At 37.6% G+C, this 13174-nt stretch carries 12 protein-coding genes and 1 pseudogene; 7 read left to right on the forward strand and 6 right to left on the reverse strand.

The features are described 5' to 3' along the window. The first annotated feature begins 58 nt into the window (after window positions 1–58). Window positions 59–1033 carry a metallopeptidase TldD-related protein gene (locus SACI_RS01150; protein WP_011277155.1) on the forward strand — a complete coding sequence of 325 codons (975 nt, stop codon included), beginning with the start codon at window positions 59–61 and terminating at the stop codon, window positions 1031–1033. Window positions 1034–1077: 44 nt separating this feature from the next. Here SACI_RS01150 and SACI_RS01155 read toward each other — a convergent pair whose 3' ends face one another. Continuing rightward, entirely contained in the window at window positions 1078–1833 is a 756-nt protein-coding gene (locus tag SACI_RS01155; RefSeq protein WP_011277156.1) for an SDR family oxidoreductase, read from the reverse strand. Between the two features lie 51 nt (window positions 1834–1884). On the opposite strand from SACI_RS01155, the gene SACI_RS01160 reads away from it, so the two are divergent. Then, complete coding sequence (locus tag SACI_RS01160; protein WP_011277157.1) at window positions 1885–2532, forward strand: HAD family hydrolase; 648 nt, start codon at window positions 1885–1887, stop codon at window positions 2530–2532. On the opposite strand, the gene SACI_RS01165 is transcribed toward SACI_RS01160, so the two are convergent. Together SACI_RS01165 and SACI_RS01170 are read right to left on the reverse strand one after the other, a co-directional pair. After that, window positions 2504–4090, reverse strand: a complete 1587-nt coding sequence (locus SACI_RS01165; RefSeq protein WP_011277158.1) for a B12-binding domain-containing radical SAM protein — start codon at window positions 4088–4090, stop codon at window positions 2504–2506. The two genes, SACI_RS01160 and SACI_RS01165, sit on opposite strands and share 29 nt — an antisense overlap. Window positions 4091–4314: 224 nt before the next feature. Then, a complete protein-coding gene (locus SACI_RS01170) occupies window positions 4315–4659 on the reverse strand; it encodes a hypothetical protein (RefSeq protein ID WP_011277159.1) in 345 nt (114 codons plus the stop codon). Window positions 4660–5110: 451 nt separating this feature from the next. Between SACI_RS01170 and SACI_RS01175 the strand changes: the two genes are divergently transcribed. After that, window positions 5111–5935: a cation diffusion facilitator family transporter gene (locus SACI_RS01175; RefSeq protein ID WP_011277160.1), complete on the forward strand. Its 825-nt coding sequence runs from the start codon at window positions 5111–5113 to the stop codon at window positions 5933–5935. On the opposite strand, the pseudogene gltA reads toward SACI_RS01175, so the two are convergent. From gltA to SACI_RS01195, 3 genes and pseudogenes are all read right to left on the reverse strand, one after another. After that, window positions 5932–7059, reverse strand: a pseudogene (gene gltA, locus SACI_RS01180) (citrate synthase); the annotation flags it as partial. The gene SACI_RS01175 and the pseudogene gltA sit on opposite strands and share 4 nt — an antisense overlap. Before the next feature lie 248 nt (window positions 7060–7307). Then, entirely contained in the window at window positions 7308–8150 is an 843-nt protein-coding gene (gene prpB / locus SACI_RS01190; RefSeq protein WP_011277162.1) for a methylisocitrate lyase, read from the reverse strand. Next, window positions 8125–9420 (reverse strand): MmgE/PrpD family protein, encoded by a 1296-nt coding sequence (locus SACI_RS01195; RefSeq protein WP_011277163.1) that lies wholly within the window; start codon window positions 9418–9420, stop codon window positions 8125–8127. Before SACI_RS01195 ends, prpB begins: the two co-directional genes overlap by 26 nt. A gap of 203 nt (window positions 9421–9623) precedes the next feature. Here SACI_RS01195 and SACI_RS01200 point away from each other — a divergent pair, with 203 nt between their 5' ends. The 4 genes from SACI_RS01200 (at window position 9624) to SACI_RS01215 (ending at window position 13169) form a co-directional block, all read left to right on the forward strand. Next, window positions 9624–10544: a malate dehydrogenase gene (locus SACI_RS01200; protein WP_011277164.1), complete on the forward strand. Its 921-nt coding sequence runs from the start codon at window positions 9624–9626 to the stop codon at window positions 10542–10544. Window position 10545: 1 nt separating this feature from the next. Next, window positions 10546–11445 (forward strand): 2-hydroxyacid dehydrogenase, encoded by a 900-nt coding sequence (locus tag SACI_RS01205; RefSeq protein ID WP_011277165.1) that lies wholly within the window; start codon window positions 10546–10548, stop codon window positions 11443–11445. Window positions 11446–11508: 63 nt separating this feature from the next. After that, window positions 11509–11958 (forward strand): EVE domain-containing protein, encoded by a 450-nt coding sequence (locus SACI_RS01210; RefSeq protein ID WP_011277166.1) that lies wholly within the window; start codon window positions 11509–11511, stop codon window positions 11956–11958. Between the two features lie 47 nt (window positions 11959–12005). Further along, window positions 12006–13169, forward strand: coding sequence for a pyridoxal-phosphate-dependent aminotransferase family protein (locus SACI_RS01215; RefSeq protein WP_011277167.1), 1164 nt, complete (start codon window positions 12006–12008; stop codon window positions 13167–13169). Window positions 13170–13174 lie beyond the last annotated feature (5 nt).

Genomic DNA, 13174 nt, shown 5'->3' on the forward strand with positions numbered 1-13174 from the left:
ACAGTATTTAAATTTTTCGCCATAAAACTTATCAACTGTCGCGTAAAAGTGTAAATATGTGATTTACGAGGTTGAAGAGGAAATAATTAACTTCACTCCTCAGGGGAACTTCACGGAAAACAGGGTTGTTAAAGTTCCCAGAAGAGGAGTCACAGGGGGATGTTCATCCTTTACACATCCAAGTGTAAAGGATTTTGAGAGAATAAGGGAGATAAATGATGATGAAGCTACAATTGTCATAAAGAAAGTTCGCAGACAAATAAGGGATGATGAACACGTTTGTGTTGAGGAGAAAGTTCTCAATTACGTAAGTATAGGTGATATGAAGTTCGGATATGTGGGAAGTCCACTTGAGGTAAAAATCTCGCTGGACTTTTTAAAATCCATAAGATTTAACGTTTTAGAGGAGAGGGTGTGGAATTTAGGCAGGGTCTACGGGATATTAGACCCAGAGGCATCAGCACATGTCTTTCATAACCTAGTTGAGTTTTTGAAGGGAGACCAACCTAGAATAAGACTTGGAGAGAAGATCTTATCAGATGAGATTTCAGTATATGATAACCCCTTGAATAATTATCTACTTGGCTTTTCAGTTTTTGACGACGAGGGCTATCCTACCAAGAGGAAGGAGATTATCGCTGACGGTACTGTCTCGTCATATCTTGGGACGTCGTTTACAAAGAAAGTTGAGCCCGGAAATGCAAGGGGGTTCATACCTAAACCAGACTACTTTAACTTAGAGGTCAGTAATGGTAGCTGGAATGTTAAGGAGATGATCGAAGATACTAAAGGAGATTGGATACTTATCTCAGGTGTTAAAAGGAGTGAAATAGTGAAAAATAGTATTAGGCTATTTCCAAGAACAGTCATATTTAAGGGAAAAGGAGTGGTAGTGAGGGAGATAGCGATTCCACTTCAAGAGCTATTGACAATTGATGCAGTGAGCAAGGATGGTAGAAGTGTTATGGTTGATGAGAATCATGGTGCCTATACCCCTTATGTTAGACTTAAGGTAAGACCTATAATATACTAACTTGTAAAAAAGTGGGTCTTAATTTCACAATCTTTTTACCTAACTTACAAGCTGTGTGTTAAATAATCAATTCTTCCTCCATCCGCTACTATCACTTGTCCAGTGATGTACTTGGCATCATCGCTAGATAGGAAGGTGACTATACCTGCTATGTCCTCTGGTCTCCCGGTAGTGTGTAGTACCGTCCTATCCCTAAACCACTGTTTAATTTTTTCAGTCTCTTCAGGACTCTTCCCCGAAACCGTTAAATCAGTCTCCACCCATCCTGGAGCTACAGCATTAACTCTAATGTTATACTTGCCTAACTCAAAGGCTAGTCTCCTGGTTAACATTATAACAGCAGATTTAGTTATGGCATAGAACGTCGTTCCAACAGCAGATGTTCCAATTCCAGCATTTGAGGCTATATTTACGATTACGCCTCCTCTCTCCTTCATAAAAGGCAGAAAAGTGTGGATTACGTAGATCGTTCCATTCAAGTTAATATCCATCATTCTCCTGTATTTTTCCTCATCAAACTCTTCAAATGGCATAGTGTACATAACCCCAGCATTATTTACGATTACATCTACGTTGTTTGTAATCTCCCTTACTTTTTTGGAAGCCTCTATAACTTGATCCCTTTTTGACACATTGCACTTGATTGTGACGATTCCTTTACTTTCCAATTCCTTTGCTTGGCTCTCCGAAGATGCGTAGAGCACAAATACCTTAGCACCTAAGGAGTTAAACCTCTCAGCTATAGCCCTTCCTATGCCCCTAGTTCCACCAGTTATAACTACGTTTTTACCCTTAAACATAAATTCTACTAGAGAATGTCAAAATAAAAGCTAAACGTTTACATTTTATATATGGACAAAATAGCATGCGTAGATTTAGGAGATACGTTGGTAGCATTTGAGCCGAGAAGATACCAACTGATATATGATTTTTTGAGAGACAACGGATACAATCTAAGTCTATCAAAAGTATATAGAGCTTACGTAAGGAGTCTCTCGAAGTTCAATTTTCCTGACGATAATGGTGTAAACCCATTTGATGTAAAAGACTTCCTCTATGAGTTGGGCTTAGACCCATCTAATGAGAAGTTAACAAAGAAAATTTCATCTATATCAAGAGGTAGTGAATACCACATCTATGATGATGCCATAGATTTCCTAGAGTACCTTAGATCTGAAGGTTATAAAACAGCTCTAGTTTCAAATGCCACTCCTAGGGCAAGAAATGTAGTATACTCGTTAGGTCTCCATAAATATCTTGACATCCTAATATTTTCCTTTGAAGTAGGGGTCGTTAAACCAAATCCAAAAATTTTCACATATGTTAGGGAGAAATTAGGCGAGCCAGACTTTCACTTAGGTGATATTGCTGAAATGGATATACAGGGAGCTAAGAGGGCAACGCTAAAAAGGGGAATTCTTTTGGATAGGTTTGGATTCTATGGTACGGATATTAAGACATTGAAAGACGTTATTCGCTCTTTAGAGGCTTTGCGGTAAGTCTGATGAGCCAATATATTGATTTCAGGACTCCAGTGAGGTTGTTTAAGTTAACCTGCGAGTAAATCTTAGCGTGTTCTCCTTTTGTTTCTTTCAATTGCATGAACACAAAGTCTATACTGGAGAATATTTTATCGATCATGGTTTGAACTATCTTCCTCACCAGTTTATTTCTCATGCTATTTGTTATTACAGGGATTAGCTGTCTAGTAATTTTCAGATCATAGTTCCATGCTAGATATAACAAATCCCAATAGTTTTTAGGAAGCTTCTCCGGCTTAGGGTATGGATTCTTGGAGATGTAAGTTGTTGAGATTGGAATCACAGGTAACGGGAATATCCATGTTACCAGTTTATGGTCTATCAATGACTGGACTAGGCTGATACTCTGGTCCACGTCTTCTTCAGTCTCCTCAGGATAACCTATTGTCATAGTGTAGCACGGATAGATGTAATTGTCATTCATTATTGCTGTGGCATCCAAGATTACATCTCTCCAGTCCCTGGGAGTCCATGGGAAGGCTTTAGCAGGCATGTACTTTTCAATTATCTTCAGACTCCCACTCTCTAGACCAACCACGGGAGCTGCAGCTCTATCGAAATTATATGAAGCTATTTCTGACATAGCCTTTACAGTCTTAGGGCTTTCCCTAACTGCCGGTGCCGATATGTGTGGGAACCATATTCCGTCAACCCCCATCTTCATAACTTCTGAGAACAGATTTACTATGGCATCATGATTAGTCCTCAACTTTTGGGATCCATAAAGCAAGATGTCGTCTGTAATAAACTCTACCCTCCTCCACCCACCTTTCATATTTATCTCTACTTCTTTCTTTATGACGTCTATAGGTATTGATCTGAAAGTCTCTGGGGTAATTGAACAGAACCTACAACCCCTAGGGCAACCCCTTGTTACCTGAACCTCCCCTAACCTAGCAGGATTTTGTATTGGAGGAATTTTATCCAGCTTTGGGTTTCTTCCTCTAACTATTGATGGTGGTTCATTTCCATCAAGAATTGACTTAACTAACGGTGGAAGATCTACCTCTGCCTCTCCTACAAAAACAGTATCTATCCAATCAGGTTTTTTAAGACTCAGTTCCCAAGCTCCTGGACCTCCTGCAATCACTTTGATTTTATATTTCTCCTTTAAACTCTTTATCTCCTCTCCAAACTCGTCGAAGAACTGGGCGGTCCAAGTAGGACCTCCGCCAAATATGAAACTCAACTTTGCACTCACTGGGTTTAAGCCATATGGATCGTGGGCTGTGATTCCTATTATTTTAGTTTCTTTCGCAAATTTCTTTAACTTTTCTGGAGGTACTGTAATTACATTAAATCCTGAATTTGTGAGTAATGCCTCGATTTTTCTTATGGCGTATGGAGCAAACAGTGCTCTGCCATCTTTATCAGTTGGTACAGGGGGAGTGAAGAACCTGTTCATAAAAACTCTTGGAACTAGTCTAGCTGGCATGCATGCCACATATCCTAGTACACTAGTTCCACCGTAATCTGTGAAGGATCCTCTATCTGATGTGAGGATTATGTCATACATTAAAAAGAGAATCGTATTCAGATGTTATAAACTTTCTTTTAAAAAGAGTATCAGAGAAGGGATTAAATATTTTATTAAGGGGATAAAACTGAAGACTGTTTAATAACTCACCCTATATATTTGTTCAGTTTTTAATAAAAAAATTGTTTGGTGGTAAACTTTTTCTTAACTCAAGATATATCTCTAAAAACTTGAGATTTTTGAAAAAGCTTTAGAACAACCTACTATATCAGTAAAGAGGCTAAATGCAGTGCACCCAATATTAGAGCAATAATAACAAATATTACTAGTGACAACACTCCAATTACTATAGCTCCACCCCATCCTACATTGTATATTTCTCTAATTATTAATAATATTATGATTATACCTATTATAGCTCCTATGAAATGTAGGAAAGTTGAAAGAACCACGTATACTACTATCGATACTAAACTCACAATCATTGCGTTTCCAAAACTGGATCTTCTTGATACTGCCTTAGATGCTAGCCACACTGGAATTGACAGTATTATCCAACCTATTAAAAAACTTATTAAAAGTATTATTAGGTTAGAAATTGATGCCATAATCAATATCTATAAAGTCTGTAATAATAAAGTTTTCCTGTCTTTATCCGTCAGATTAAAAAGGAAGTATAGAGAGAGACTAACCATGAAAACTAATATAGTTTATCTTATGGAATAAGATAGTCAGGAAAGTCATACAAAATTAAATTCTAAAGGCTGAATTATTTTTAGAAATAAATAAGATGTATGTAGATGTTTTTAGCTATTATATTTCACTTCTCCTTTCAGCTCGACCAATTAAAGATATGATTTTACATCATGTCGACTTAGTATTTATTTATGTATTTTCTATTTAAAATATTGATAACATTCTAGTCCTAAGCACAGATAGTGATTTTATGATCATATATAGGACTGACAGCGAGATCGTCCCCCATGTGGATTGTTATTAGGATTTCCCGAAGAAGAAATTTTAAGTCAAGAACAACATAATATATATCGTAGAGATAACGTGATAAGAATACTAATTTGTTTCTCATTGATCACCGCTAGTCTATTGATTACCTCCATATTTGCTAATAGTGCTTTATTATTCACTGAATTTATCCACTCGTTAGTGGATCTAATCCCCATAGCTTTTGCATTCTATGCATTAAGGATTATTGACAGGATTGACAGTAAATACACTTACGGATTGCATAGACTCGAAATTGTAAGCTCATTATTCAACATATTCACCGTAGTAGCAGGAAGCGTCTTTAGTGTGTATATCTCTACCGTTGAGCTAATTGAAGGCTCAAGAGGAGACTTCTTACTAGTTCTAATCTCTTCTTCTATAGCCCTCTCTTTATCTCTTGTAGCCTCCACCGATAAGAGTGAAGAGGGAAGGGTTAGCGGAAGTAAACTACATGCGATCCAAGACTCGCTAGCATATATATTAGCTGTTATTTCATCCTTACTTATTATTATTATGAAAATATACTTCATTGATCCTGTTTCAGCGTATATCTTAAATGGAGTCCTTGTAATTACATCACTAAGTCCTTTAAAGTTCTCTTATAACATCTTGATGGAGAAATCACCTATTGACACAAAAAGCGTGGAAACTGAATTACAATCTATCTTTCCACAAGTTCATCATATCCATGTATGGTCCATATGTGATCATTTAAATGTAGCTACACTTCATGTAAGAGAGAACCCTGACCTAACTTTGAGAGAACTTGATAAAAAAAGGGAGTACGCAGAAAAAGTTCTAAGGGAAAAATTTGGGATTACACATGTTACAATACAGTTTGAAGCGAATAATAAAAAAGAGAGGCTTGAGAAAATTTAACCTCTATTTTCTAATGGTACGTAATCCCTCTGCGATGGTCCTACATATAGGGCTCTGGGTCTTATTAGCCTGTGTTGCTCTTCCACATATTCAATAAAATGAGCCAACCATCCTAAAGTTCTGGACAGCGCAAATATTCCTGTGAACATGTAGATTGGGAAGCCTATGCCATAAAATACAATCCCTGAGTAGAAGTCTGTATTTGGATAGACTCCTTTACCTGAGAATGTTTCTACTCCTAACTTTTCAAGTCTTTCAGCAATGTCAAGATACTTCTTAACTTGCTCATTCCCACTAGCTAATTCCTCCGCATACTTCTTGAATATTTTTCCTCTTGGATCAAAAGTCCTATAAACTCTATGTCCAAACCCCATTAATCTCTTTTTCTTATCTAGAATATTGGTTTTGAACCATTCATCTACTTTTTCAGGAGAACCTATTTCTACAAATTGCTTAAAGGCTTCCTCAGCAGCTCCTCCATGTAATGGACCTTTTAATGCTGAGAGGGCTGCAACTATGCAAGAGTAAAGGTCTGATAATGTGGAAGCTGCAACAAGTCCAGCTGTTGTGGATGCAGGAACTTCATGATCAGTGTAGAGTATTAATGCAATGTCCATGGCTTTTACCTTCTTGTCCTCTACATGTCCTCCAAATGCTGCCTCTAAAAAGCTCCTAGCTAAACTCTCACTAGGTTGTGGTATTCTTGGTTTCAATCCCTCCTTAGCCCTATAAATATTTGCTAATATTGTAGCTGTTTTCGCTACGATCTCTATTGCTATATCCTTGTTTTTAGCCTTCTCCCAGGTAGGGTTATAAATTGCTGCAAGTACTCCAAAAGCCGCTTCCATTAAGCCAATAGTCTCTGATTCTTTAGGTAGTGAGTAAATTAGGTTTATTGCCTGGTCAGGTACTTCGAAGCTCTCATCTAGTTTATTTTTAACTCTCTGGAGATCTGATTTTTTAGGAAGTTCTCCATAAAGCATTAGGTAGATAATTTCCTCATAGGTAGAATATTTTGCTAAATCTTCTATGCTGTAACCTCTGTACCTTAATACTCCATTTACACCATCAATGTAGGTTAAACTAGTTGATTTTATGTATACATCTTCTAATCCTCTGCTTACTGACGTATTTAATCCCCTCTTACATGATTTATGTTTACTTCTCTGATTAAATCTCTAGTTGAAATGATTCCCTTAATTTTACCAGATTTGTCAAGGTTTAATGAGTATCTTTTGTAAATTGTGTGAAATGTTGGATCTCTTAAATAGTTAAAATAGTTTTTACCTAACTTTTCATAGAAAAAATTATCTTTAAAAATTAACATGCTTGTAATATAACTCTTCATGTTTATTTATATCCATTTAGTAAACTATAAATCTTTTGCAAGTTGTTTATCTAAATCCTCATAAGAGTAATATTTAATAACCTCATACTGCTCTTTCCTAGTCATCATCTTATCCAAGAGAGATTTCTGGGTTCCTTCCTTCATCAAGACTTCAAGCGCATCCTTCATTGCCTTTGCTGCAACTCTAAATATAGTAACAGGGAATATTACATATTTGTATCCCATCTCTCTAAACTCCTTGGCTGTAATGTATGGCGTCTTTCCAAATTCTGTCATGTTTGCCAAAAGAGGTGCCTTTACCTCCTTAGCGAACTTTTGGAACTCATCCTTAGATTCCATAGCCTCAGGGAATATTATATCTGCGCCAGCCTCTAGGTATGTCTTTGCCCTCTGAATTGCGTCATCAAGACCATTCACTGCCCTAGAGTCGGTTCTGGCTATAATTAGCATTTCCTTACGGGCTTTAAGTGCTGCTTTTATTTTAGATACCATGTCCCTTGGGTGCACAACTTCTTTACCATCCAAGTGACCGCATTTTTTGGGTAAAACTTGATCCTCTATCTGAATTGCATTAGCTCCTGCACTTTCTAAAACTTTTACGGCTCTATATACATTTAAGACTTCCCCAAACCCAGTGTCTGCATCAACAATTATTGGTATGTCAGTGACTTCCCTTATTCTCCTTATAATCCAGGCTAATTCATCGAGTGTTATTATGCCTAAATCTGGCATACCGAGGGAAGAGGTATATGCACCGCCTGAAAGGTAAACTGCTTTAAATCCAACTTGCTCAGCTAGAAGGGCAGTAAATGGATTAAATACCCCGGGAATTAATAAAAAGTCAGCCTTCCTTAATAGCTCTGACAAGTTCTCTCACCTTAATTGTGTCTAACTGTAAAACTGAATTTATTTGTTTTTCTGACATTCCCAACTTTTTAGCCTTTTCTACAACTTCATCCTCACTCATAGGATTAGCGTAATGTCCTCTAGGCACTCTAACTTCTGCAGAATATTCTCCCTTACTTGTAATCACCGTTACTTTTGTGGGTAATTCTCTAGCATAAACCTTTGTGTAATCTTCTCTTTCTACAACCTCCACTCTCTTCATCAGCTCTTCTAACTCCTTATAACCAATTAGATTGTATGAATCCAACCATAGGTACTTCTTAAGGAGTGTAACGGTGATTATGAAAGGTATACTGTGATCTGCAGTTTCCTTATTTCTAGGCTTCCATTTGTCTTCAGTATCTGCTAAAATACTCTTACCAGCCTCATACGTTTCTACAACTATCTTCTTTATCTCTCCCTCATAATTTATTTTCATACCAGCCTCAACAAGTGCCTCAGCGTGGTATTCCACTGGGTATTTCTTCAACATGGTTCTTAGTATAGCCTTACCCTCTGTTAATTTGAACTTAGAAGAATCCATGTCCTTAGCTATAATCGTGGAGAAACCGAACACCCCAGAGAATGGTAGCTCAGGTCCAGTAAATCCGTTCTTTGCCATAAGCGTGGCAAAAACAGCATTTCTTACTGCCTCTGCTGTGGCTCCTGCTTTCCACATGGATAGCTTTCCACTTCTTGTCTCTCTAAGTGCGACATGTGGAACTATGGTAAGTGAAATTGCATTCTTAGCCTTCTCCTTATCTAAGGACAATAGATTAGCCATTCCAGCAGCAGCACCTATTCCTAAGAAATTTACATGGTCAAAGCCCTTCTTTCTTAATGAGGTTGTGTCACAAAGATTCACTCCAACTTCATAACCCACTGCAATGGCTCTGATTAAGTCCTCACCCTTCAAATCAAATATTGATGCCAATGTAAGTAATCCTCCTATCATATCACTTGGGTGAAGTGGTTCAAGGCTAAGATAAGTATCGTTAAAATCAAGGTAACGGATTAACAGTGTGTTGTAGAAGGAGGCAAAATCTGGGCTTGCTTTCATTCCATTTAGCATAGGAGCTTCTCCAGGGAAGTACTTAGCTGTCTCTTGGGCAACTTTAGCAGGTTGAGAGTTTATAGATGCTAAAGCTACTGCAATACTATCTAGAACGCGCTTCTTTACTTCTTTTACCACGTCATCACTTACTTTAGTTACGGAAGATGCGAACTCCGCTATTGTATCGGAGAGTTCCATGTAGTCATATTACTGGTACAACTTAAAAATTTAATAATTGTCAATAATCTTCTCCTTATTTATATTAAAGTACTTTATTTTTACAAACACTGTTTATACAAGATCATTCTATAATACTATGCTAATAAATGTGCAAAGTAAGGTATTGTATTGTTTTATTTAAATTGGTTAAGTTTAAATCTTTCTAACGTAGATTTTAGGCTATGGTAAAAGTAGCCTTTATAGGAGTGGGAAGAGTAGGTCAAACTATAGCTTATAATACAATAGTTAACGGGTATGCAGACGAAGTAATGCTTTACGATGTAGTTCCAGAGTTACCAGAGAAATTTGAGCATGAAATTAGGCACGCATTAGCAGCCTTGAGAGTTAAGACTGAACTGTTGAGCACCAATAATATAGATGATATTTCGGGAGCAGATATTGTAGTAATCACAGCTGGAAAACCAAGGAAACCTGGTATGAGTAGAAGGGATCTGTTCATCGACAACGCTAAGATAATGATAGATCTAGCAAAGAAACTTCCAAAGAAAAACAAAGGTGCAATGTATATCATGGTAGCTAACCCAGTGGATATGATGGCGTCAGTATTTATGAAGTACTCTGGAGAGAATACAATTAGCACTGGTAACCAGGTAGAGACAATGAGAATGAGGTCTTACATTGCAAAGAAATTGAATATACCAGCATATGAAGTAGGAGGATATGTTGGTGGTGAACACGGAGAGGCTGCAATGGTATTATGGAGTACTGTAACAGTGAAAGGCAAACCTTTCAGTGAGAGTTTAGGCGTAAATAAGGCTGAGGTAGAAGATTACGTTAAGAAAATTGCTGCTGAGATAATAAGAGTTTTAGGCGGAACAACATGGGGTCCAGGTGCTGATATTGAAGAGGTGATCAGAAGTGTCGCACTTAATGAGGGTAAAGTCATGTCTGTTGCATTCCCCCACAAATATGAGGACGAGATAATTCACATAAGTGAACCAGTTGTTGTAGGTAGAACTGTAGGTCCTGCACTGACCTCAGCATTAGATGAAAATGACAAAGCTAGACTGTCACAGGCGATAAAAGAAGTTTATAACGTTTATAAGAGTAACTTAAAAGAGTTAGAGCAAGTAATATCTTGATATGTTAATACTCTCAACTGAAAAACTTCCAGATGAATGTAAGAGACTACTGCCTAATGCAAGGGATCAATTCAATGAAGACGATGTGCCAAAAGCAGACATTTTAATGTTATGGCCCCTTCAAGCTAAGGTGTTTTTACCAAAGGCTAAATCTGTGAAAGCAGTCCAGACTTTTTCTGCAGGTGTGGATGACTTCCCATTTTCTCTCTTACCTAAAGGAGTAGATGTTTTTTCAAATGCGGGAGCTTACTCAGTTTCAGTTGCTGAACACGCTTTTGCTTTGATAATGACTTTAGCCAAGGGTATAGGAAAGAGAGATAGAACATTTAGACCATATCCATTAACTGGTGTAAATTTAATGGTCTTAGGAGGAGGAGGTATAGGCTCAGAGGTAGCAAGAATAGGCAAAATGGGCTTTAACATGTATGTCATAGGTGTTTCTAGATCCTTTAAGAGACCTGAGCTTTTCGACGAGAAGCATAACATCTCTGAGCTGAAGGACATAATAGGCAAGGCTGATATCATAGTAGATACACTACCTTTAACTAAATTAACAGACGGTATTCTCAACTACGATATGCTCTCTAGGGTAAAGGAAAATGCAATCATTGTGAACGTAGGTAGGGGGGAGACAGTTGTGGAGGAAGATGTCTACAGATTATTAAAGGAGAGGAAGGATGTTAGGTTTGGTACAGACGTATTTTGGAGGAAGAATGGGGTTGAGGACTTTAACAGTAAGTTGTGGGAACTGGATAACTTCACCGGAACTCCTCATACTGGAGGAGCTTATGGAAATGATGTGGTAAAGACAAATGCTATAATTGAAGCTTGTAAGAATGTATACAACTACATTACAAGTGGAAAAGCTGAAAATAAAGTTAGAATTGAGGATTATTTGTAGCATATAATCACATATAGAATTTTTTAAGGCAAATTTTTAAACTGATATGACCCTAAATAAATTGTGACTTACTGGATAATACCGGTGCAAGAGGACTTCTGGGAGGCAGTGTCTTCGCTGAATGTATTTGGGCACAACAAGGAGAGGGCAACGAGATATATTAAGAAGGGAGACTTGCTCATATTTTATGTTAACAAGTATTACGCTAAAAGATTGGGAGGGATGTTTGTCGGGATATATAGGGTATCATCTGATTGGTATACTGACACTACACCGCTTTTTCCTGATGAAAAGTTACAAAATAAAGTTATTCACACCTATAGAATTAACATCGAACCATTATTAGCAGGCAAATGTCCAGTTAGAGATATACTTTATGAACTTTCGTTCATAGAAGATAAGTTTCAATTTTCAAAATTTCTCAGAAACGTTCCAGGTAATCTCAGGAGACCTGTACCTGTAAGTGATGCGAAACTTATAGAGGAATGCATAAAGAAATCTAATGAAGTATAAAACTCACTTTATCTATCACTTATAAACCTTCACCAATACTAAATTTTATGATTAAAAGAAAACGCCTTCTAATGCACGTAGGACCAGTCGATATATACGACGAAGTTTTATATGCAGGATTAAAACATAATGTAGGGTTCTCATCAGAGGAGTTTGTACAGGCATTTCAATTTTGCCTTAAGGAAACTAGGAAATTGTTCAGAGTGGATAACAGTTATCAGCCATTTATTATACCAGGCAGCGGAACCTCTGCTATGGAGAGTGTAACGTCTTTTTTGGGCAAAGACAATAAAGTCTTAGTTGCATCCAACGGCGTTTTTGGTGACAGATGGGTAAATATTTTCAAGAGATACCCTCTGAAAGTTGATTATCTAGGTAGTGAGGTTGGGGATTACGTTTCAGTAGATAAGATAGAAGAAAAGGTAAGGAAAGAAAAATATGATCTAGTTACACTTACCCATGTCGAAACAAGTACAGGTGTTAGACAACCTATAGAGGAGACAGTAAAGAGAATAAGAGACTACGTGGACTTAATAGTTGTTGATGGAGTCTCAAGTGTAGGAGCAGAGGAGGTAAGGGCTAAAGATTGGGGGGTTGACATTTACTTAACAGCTAGCCAAAAGGCAATAGGTGCTCCCCCAGGTTTAGGAATTTTAGTTGCCTCTGAAAAGGCTATGGAGTCGATTAAGGGGGATAGTGTAGCAGGCTATTACTTAGATTTAAGGAACTGGCTTCCTGTTATGAGGAATATGGAAGACGGAAAAGGATCATACTTTGCAACACCACCAGTACACACTATATTCATGCTGGCGCAAGCCTTCAAGTTAATACAGGAGGAGGGATTGGATAACAGGATAAAGAGGCATGAAAAGGTCGCTAAAGTAATAAGGGCAGGTATAGAGAGTATGGGATTGCGACTTGTAGCTAAAAGACCAGAATCCTACAGTAACACTGTAACTGGAGTAATATTAAATAAGGTAAGGGCTGAGGAGGTATTAAAAGAGATAGTTAATGAGGGAGTGGAACTAGCTCCAGGAGTTCATCCTGCTCTACAGGGTAGATATGTGAGAATAGGTCATATGGGATGGGTTACTCCTAACGACGCTGTAGTCACTATCTCAGCTGTTGAAAGAACCTTGAGAAAACTTGGAGAAGATATCAATGTGGGGAGTGGTGTGAGGTCTGCCCAAGCTTTTATACTAGATGGATAATCTAT

The sequence above is a fragment of the Sulfolobus acidocaldarius DSM 639 genome (assembly GCF_000012285.1).
Taxonomy (GTDB): Archaea; Thermoproteota; Thermoprotei_A; order Sulfolobales; family Sulfolobaceae; genus Sulfolobus; species Sulfolobus acidocaldarius.